Origin of the sequence: Trichloromonas sp., assembly GCF_034006665.1 — a bacterium.
Taxonomy (GTDB): Bacteria; Desulfobacterota; Desulfuromonadia; order Desulfuromonadales; family Trichloromonadaceae; genus Trichloromonas.
Genome location: NZ_JAVESI010000084.1, coordinates 1 through 4,632, shown reverse-complemented (window position 1 = coordinate 4,632; position 4,632 = coordinate 1). Strand labels below are relative to the sequence as shown.

Sequence of the window (4,632 nt, the reverse complement as noted above, 5' to 3'; positions counted from 1 at the left end):
TCGCTTCCTTCAGACCCTGCCGTTACCAGCAACGCCCTTGCGATTCGGATTGTCTTCCCCCTGGCCGGGGTGACGCCTGTCTCTTGCAACAGGCCGGGTTTGCCCGCTACGCTGGGCAAACAAAAAATCCCCTCAAAATATTAATTTTGAGGGGATTTTTTATCTAAAAAAAATAGGCTTTAACCTTCTTTAGCTATAAACGCCTCAGCCCGGGCCACATCCTCTTTCGAACCGATAAAGGCCGGCGCCCGGTCGTTGATATTTTGCGGTTGCAGATCGAGGATGCAACCACGGCCTGTAGAAGCCGCCCCACCCGCCTGTTCAATCAGAAAGGCCATGGGATTGAGCTCGAACACCAGACGCAATTTACCGTTAACGGCATTTTTCAGGTGAGGGTACATGAAAATTCCCTTCCCTTTCATCAAAATCTGATTGATATCGGGAACAAACCCGCCACTATAGCGCAGTTTGGCTCCCCGTGCCTCCAGATCCTGCACAAAAGCCTCGGTACCATTACTGTAAAGGTTACGTTGCCCCCCCGGTGCATAGATTCCACCGGTCTGGGACATGGTCACGTTCTCCCGCACCAGGGTATATTCCATCAGAGCATTCATGGCGAACTCATGCACGCCGCGCCCGGTCGAGTAGACCAGGGTATTGCGCGGTCCGTAGAGGATGTACATAGCCGCGACTTGGTTACGCCCGGGTTGCAGCAGATCCCCCCCCTCGTAGATCGAGACGATCGTTCCCACAGCCAGATTGACATCAACCAGGGAAGAGCCGTCGAGAGGATCGAAAGCCACTGAGTACTTCCCCTCATGATCGGCGGATACGGGAATGATATCGGGCGATTCCTCAGACAGCATGTTGGCGACCACCCCGGAATGGATCAGACGCTTGCGCAGAATGCGGTCGGAAAGGACGTCCAAGGCAAGTTGCTCTTCACCATACAGGTTGGAAGTCCCCGCGACCCCCAGGTCACCGGTACGGATGGAGTTGACGATGTACTTGGAAGCATCGGCGATTTCACAGATCAAACGAGTCAGATCACGATTTTCGCCGACCTCCCGCAAATGCCGACGCAGGTCAATCTGAAATTTGGTTTTGCCCGGTTCAACCATCGTATTCTCCTTCCACCCCTGAAATTATAAATAGTTTAGTAATTTTAGAATTTTAAATCAAAACGCCAGGACCGGCAAGGGCAAACTCCCAAAATGTATACGCAAAACATTGACTTAGAATCTCATAATGATATTATTGGGGAAAATTTTTTCATTTCAGGGAGGAGTCAAATGCAAGAAGGAAATGGTCAGGGCAGCGAGAAAAAATCGAATATCCAGCAATTGTGGGATACAGCACTGAAAACAACCCAAGACACGGTCAAAAACCTTGTTCGACCGGCGACCTGCTATGTACAGGCCATGCAAAAAAAAATCGAACTGACCGTTCTTTCCCGCAAGATCACCATGGCGCAAAACGATCTGGGCAAGCGCATCGATAAGGCCCGGGACACCCAAACGGCCAATATTTTCGAGGATGCCGAAGTCAAGGCCGCCCTAGAAACTCTCGACCAGATGAAACAGACCGCCGCCAGACTGAATGAAGAAATCGCCAACCTGCAAAGCCAAGCCGCTCCGAAGTCCTCCGACAACGATGAACCCAAGGCATAAGGTCAAAAAAAGGCCCCTGAAGCAGGGGCCTTTTTCATTTCAGCGCATATGCTTACGGGGGCGCGGGACACTGTGCAACTGCTCGTCCTTATGCTCGCGATCCCATTTGCGCAACGACTCGCACGTGTCATTCTCCGCCGCAGCGAGCTCGGCCGCGTGGCGATCCATGATGTTCAGGGATTTCTCAAGGTGTTCGAGATTGACGTTCTCTTTCGGGGTGACCAGAGAATCTTCGCTTTGCTTCACGTCGGTCATGGTAGCTCCTTCCACCTGAGAGTCGCCGGCCCCTTCAACCCTACGCCGAAAGGGAACAGCGGACTTTAAATGGCATCTGCCATGGTCCAGTATAACATAGAGTCGTCCATCCTGCCCGTCACGCCCCGGTCAGGGTCTAAGGCCATGTTGCAGTACCTGTAGCATCGCCTCGTGAATCAGACCGTTGCTCGCCAGACACTCCCGGCCATAGATATCGTAAGTCCCCCCGGAAAAATCACTGATTCGGCCCCCGGCTTCTTCCACCAGAATCTTGCCGGCGGCTACATCCCACGGCTTGAGTTTCATTTCCCAGAATCCATCAAAACGCCCGGCGGCGGTGCAGGCCAAGTCGAGACTGGCGGAACCGGCTCGGCGACAAGCCCGCGCCGCTCGCTGAAAATTGACGAAATGATCAAAATTGTTGACTGGGCTGGTCTTGCGATCATAGGGAAAACCGGTTGCAAGCAGAGCATTGGCCAGCTGATCGGTTTTTGAAACCCGCAGGGGTAAATCGTTGAGAAAGGCCCCGGCACCTTTTTCCGCTACGAACATCTCTCGGGAAATGGGGTTGTAGACCACCCCCAGTTGCACTTCCCCCGCCACCTCCAGGGCGATGGAAACGGCAAACCAGGGAAAACCGTGGGCGTAATTGGTGGTCCCATCCAGCGGATCGACGATCCAGCGATACTGGGAGTCCGTCGAGCCGTAATCAGCCTCCTCGGCGAGAATATCGTGACGCGGAAATGTTCCGCGCAAAACCTCAACAATGGCCGCTTCGGCGAGCCGGTCCGCTTCCGTTACCAGGTCGACTTCCCCCTTGTAACTCACGGCGATGCCCCGCCCGAATCGTTCCATCAGAATCTCTCCCCCGCGGCGAGCCGCCGCCGTTGCGATCGCTTTCATACCGTCCTCATCCTCTCCGTGCGTCGGCGTCATCCGAAGAAAATCCTTCATCCTCACACCAGAGACGGGTGGCGCTGACTACGGCCACCGGGATACAGGCGAACTGGAGAAAAGGAATCGCCAGCAACGCCAGAATACCTACGCCAAAACCGAGCATGGTGGTTTTACGCGCGAAAATATAGCGGCGCTGTTCGGCGAAGTTCAGCCGCTTGCGGGAAAAAACGAAACCCATATATTCCACCACCAGAAAAAAGAGGGTCAAGAGGACCGCCAGAACCGAATAGAACAGACTGCCGATCACCGGTAGCAGATTGAGAAGGAGCAGGGCCAGCATCATGATCACGAAAATCGAGATTTTTTTTACTTCTACCGCAAGAGTGGCGAAGGCATCACGACCGAAGGTCACAAGAGAAAAGGTTTCCTCATTCCGTTGTCCGGCGATCAAATCCTCGGTCCGTTCCGAAAGAAGATCATTAAAAGGAGAGGCAATGAGATTGCCGATAACGGTGAAGGAAAAAAAGACCACCACCGTCGTCACCACCCCCGCGAGAATCCAGAGAAAATAATAGAGCGTGGCCCAGTACCAGGCCTCTCCCCGAGGGATGAGTTGAACGACGCTGTCATTGAAAAAATCCATGCCGAAATAGACGGATCCGGAAAAAACCACCAGATTGATCAAAAAGGGAATAAGAACATACTTCCACAGGCTGGGATGATGCAGCAGAAAGCGCGCACTCTGCCAATGTGAAAAAAACCCCCGGGAAAAATTGCCGACCGGACGGACCACGGCGGAAATGGCCATAAAAAAATCTCCTCGTTATCGAAATTCGACGCCCATCCTAACACAGGCGTCCGCGTATCACCAATCGCTTGAATTGCCGAGCCGGTGCGCGAACAGGGTACCGCACCCCCCTTCGGCCTGGACGCGCCAGGCATTGGCGCGGCGAGCGTTGACCCCCTGCGCCGACAGCCAGACATGGAGTTCGTCGACATGGGCGGAATCGGGGCTGACAAATGCGGACTCGGGCACGGGATTGCAAGCCAGCAGATGCAGGGTCAACTCGGGAAAGCGCTGAAAAAGCGGCAAGAGCTCTGCGAACTCCGCCGGTGAATCGTTGATCCCGGCCAGTAGCAAATAGTTGATCCCGATCTTACGCCGGCGTCGCCGGGAAAGCCCTGACAGGGACTCCTCCAGAACCGACAACAAATCGCCCAACTCCGCTCCCCGGGGAATCAGGCGACGGTGGGTGACGGCGCAACCGGCATGCAGGGAGAGCATCAGCCCGTTGTGCGGCAGAAGGATCATTCTCCTGAAATGTGCCGTGGGGCTGCCGGTGGTGGTGAGGGACAAAGGCAGGTTGAGACTTCGGCAGTTTGCTAGGAATTCCCGAACTGCCGCAAAATTATGCAACGGTTCACCGATGCCGGAAAGGGTCAGCCGCCGGGGCTTGATCCCCAGGGCGTGGGCGGCTTCAACCTGCGCCCAAAGTTCAGCGACGCTGAGATTGCGCAGCAGACCCCGGGAGCCCGAAGCGCAAAAGGGACAACCGACGGCGCAACCGGCCTGGCTGGAGAGACAGAGCGTGCCGCTGCCGTAATAGACGGACTCAACGGCAAGGCCGTCGGCAAGAGGCACAAGAAATTTGTGGTTGGCGGACATCCGCATCCAAACCCTTTCACAATCGAGTAGGGTGAGGCGAGCAGATCAAGCTCGCCTCATCCCTCTCACAGAACCGTACGTACGGGCCTCGTATACGGCTCCTGTCCATTCTTCCCCTCAGTACATCTGAGGCAGGTACCCGGT

Annotated in this window: 6 protein-coding genes; 1 reads left to right on the top strand and 5 read right to left on the bottom strand. The window is 55.0% G+C overall.

Going from position 1 to position 4,632, the window contains the following annotated elements:
- Positions 1–179 precede the first annotated feature (179 nt).
- Positions 180–1,121 carry a class 1 fructose-bisphosphatase gene (locus RBR25_RS17390; RefSeq protein ID WP_432820808.1) on the bottom strand — a complete coding sequence of 314 codons (942 nt, stop codon included), beginning with the start codon at positions 1,119–1,121 and terminating at the stop codon, positions 180–182.
- A gap of 171 nt (positions 1,122–1,292) precedes the next feature.
- On the opposite strand from RBR25_RS17390, the gene RBR25_RS17385 reads away from it, so the two are divergent.
- On the top strand, positions 1,293–1,670 hold the full coding sequence (locus tag RBR25_RS17385; protein ID WP_432820807.1) for a hypothetical protein: 378 nt from the start codon (positions 1,293–1,295) through the stop codon (positions 1,668–1,670).
- A gap of 39 nt (positions 1,671–1,709) precedes the next feature.
- Here the strand turns inward: RBR25_RS17385 and RBR25_RS17380 are convergent, their stop codons facing one another.
- The 4 genes from RBR25_RS17380 to RBR25_RS17365 all read right to left on the bottom strand — a co-directional run bounded on the left by RBR25_RS17380 (position 1,710) and on the right by RBR25_RS17365 (position 4,488).
- Entirely contained in the window at positions 1,710–1,925 is a 216-nt protein-coding gene (locus tag RBR25_RS17380) for a hypothetical protein (protein ID WP_432820806.1), read from the bottom strand.
- A 129-nt stretch (positions 1,926–2,054) separates the two neighbouring features.
- Positions 2,055–2,828, bottom strand: coding sequence for an inositol monophosphatase family protein (locus RBR25_RS17375; protein WP_432820805.1), 774 nt, complete (start codon positions 2,826–2,828; stop codon positions 2,055–2,057).
- Positions 2,829–2,835: 7 nt separating this feature from the next.
- Positions 2,836–3,630, bottom strand: coding sequence for a sulfate transporter CysZ (gene cysZ / locus RBR25_RS17370; RefSeq protein ID WP_432820804.1), 795 nt, complete (start codon positions 3,628–3,630; stop codon positions 2,836–2,838).
- Between the two features lie 57 nt (positions 3,631–3,687).
- Entirely contained in the window at positions 3,688–4,488 is an 801-nt protein-coding gene (locus RBR25_RS17365; RefSeq protein ID WP_432820803.1) for a radical SAM protein, read from the bottom strand.
- Between the last annotated feature and the right edge of the window lie 144 nt (positions 4,489–4,632).

Coding starts and splice junctions, on each gene's coding strand:
- RBR25_RS17390 (WP_432820808.1), bottom strand. CDS start 1,121: ATGGTTGAACCGGGCAAAACCAAATTTCAGATTGACCTGCGTCGGCAT.
- RBR25_RS17385 (WP_432820807.1), top strand. CDS start 1,293: ATGCAAGAAGGAAATGGTCAGGGCAGCGAGAAAAAATCGAATATCCAG.
- RBR25_RS17380 (WP_432820806.1), bottom strand. CDS start 1,925: ATGACCGACGTGAAGCAAAGCGAAGATTCTCTGGTCACCCCGAAAGAG.
- RBR25_RS17375 (WP_432820805.1), bottom strand. CDS start 2,828: ATGAAAGCGATCGCAACGGCGGCGGCTCGCCGCGGGGGAGAGATTCTG.
- cysZ (WP_432820804.1), bottom strand. CDS start 3,630: ATGGCCATTTCCGCCGTGGTCCGTCCGGTCGGCAATTTTTCCCGGGGG.
- RBR25_RS17365 (WP_432820803.1), bottom strand. CDS start 4,488: ATGTCCGCCAACCACAAATTTCTTGTGCCTCTTGCCGACGGCCTTGCC.